Source organism: Acinetobacter stercoris (assembly GCF_900323515.1).
Taxonomy (GTDB): Bacteria; Pseudomonadota; Gammaproteobacteria; order Pseudomonadales; family Moraxellaceae; genus Acinetobacter; species Acinetobacter stercoris.
The window spans coordinates 1-1,586 of the sequence record NZ_OOGT01000376.1; the positions used below are offsets into that span (position 1 = coordinate 1).

Here is a 1,586-nt window from a genome sequence, read left to right on the forward strand (position 1 = left end):
ATATAATAAAAAGAAGAATTGAAGGTTTAATTTTTAGGGTTGTTATGATCATGAACTTAAATATCAGATTTAAAAATCAATATGATACTTTTATTTAGAATGAAAGTGCGATAGGTAGAGTACGTTACTTTAATGGCGTTTGGTAAGTGAATTTAGATTTATCTATTTTTACCATGCTCAGCAGCCTGAAAAATATAAATAGGTTAAGCTATTGAGTTTTGGTTGTTGAATACATTGCATGGTGGAGAAGGAAAGTGGTTAGGATAGCTTTTACTTTGATTGAAGATACTAGAGTTTAATGTTTTGGAATTGTAATACCAGCTTTTCTATATGTATTGTTTCATTTAAATTGATTTGAACATATATTCAAAATATAAAGGTCTTTAATGAAGTACTTATTGGCAGTTTTATTTTTATCGATGGCATTAACGGCTTGCAATTCAAACTCTACGGAATCTACTAAAACAGAAGATAAAACCAACGATGCTTCATCGGTTAGTGATTCTTCAACAAGTAATGCTTTAGCTACAGATCAGAGTAATGTCACTACTAGTCAGGTCGTTAACTTTACTGGGCCGAATGATTTGACAATAGAATTGAAAACTTCTGATAATTTTGAAACGGCAGAAATGACGGATAACTCAGATAAAACTTACCATTTAAAACGGGCAGTTTCAGGAAGTGGTGTACGTTTAGCAAATGACGAAGGTGTTTCGATCCATTTTAAAGGAAGTGAAGGTTCTGTTGAATTAGTACCTGGAAAATCTATTGAAATTAAAGAACTAAAAGCCAATTAAAAATTTAATGATTTTATTTAATATAAAAGCCTGAAATTATTTTCAGGCTTTTATCGATTCAGACATAGTAAGATTACTGTTATTCTATGATGGAGTGGCAAGCTTCATTGTGACAACACCAAAAATAATTGCACCAGCTGCGATCAGTCTCCAGACACCCATAGGTTCATGTAATACAAATATTCCAATTAAAAAAGCGCCAATAGCACCGATTCCTACCCAGATGGTATAGGCCGTGCCAAGAGGTAATGTTTTCATTGCAGCGGCTAATAAACCAAAGCTTAGGATCATGAAAAAAATAGTAATTACACTAGGTGTTAATTTTGTAAAACCTTCTGAAAGCTTCATTGAATAAGCCCAAACGATTTCAAAAATGCCTGCTAATAGTAGATAGGCCCATGCCATTTTTAGATGCTCCGATGTTATTAATTATTGGTCGTCCAGGAGTAAAATTATAGTTAAGAGGTCGTCCTCTTATGTCCTTTAAATAATCATTTTTTGTGTGATAAGTAAAGTTGNTTTAGCTTTAGTTTTGTAATTATATTTTCAATATTTACATCTACTATTGAGTAGAATCAATATTTGCTTAATGGGAATATTCGTTATATACAATTTAATAGGTATATAATTATCAGACAATCGCCTAAATTTGCGATGAGTAAATTTGTTGTGGATTTTGAAAGCAGAGTTATTTGAACTGAGCAAGTAATGCTTGATTTTTAATAAAACTTTTCATGTTATTTGAGTGGGCTGGATAGTTTAAAAACTAACTTGTAATTAAGATAATGA

General features: G+C 31.4%; 2 protein-coding genes. One reads left to right on the forward strand and one right to left on the reverse strand.

The genetic code is table 11. The features are described 5' to 3' along the window. The first annotated feature begins 386 nt into the window (after positions 1 to 386). Positions 387 to 797, forward strand: a complete 411-nt coding sequence (locus KPC_RS19635) for a hypothetical protein (RefSeq protein ID WP_121975982.1) — start codon at positions 387 to 389, stop codon at positions 795 to 797. Positions 798 to 881: 84 nt separating this feature from the next. Here KPC_RS19635 and KPC_RS19640 read toward each other — a convergent pair whose 3' ends face one another. Then, the gene (locus tag KPC_RS19640; protein ID WP_121975983.1) at positions 882 to 1,202 is read right to left on the reverse strand and encodes a DMT family transporter; all 321 of its coding nucleotides are present in this window, start codon (positions 1,200 to 1,202) and stop codon (positions 882 to 884) included. Positions 1,203 to 1,586 lie beyond the last annotated feature (384 nt).

Coding starts and splice junctions, on each gene's coding strand:
- KPC_RS19640 (WP_121975983.1), bottom strand. CDS start 1,202: ATGGCATGGGCCTATCTACTATTAGCAGGCATTTTTGAAATCGTTTGG.
- KPC_RS19635 (WP_121975982.1), top strand. CDS start 387: ATGAAGTACTTATTGGCAGTTTTATTTTTATCGATGGCATTAACGGCT.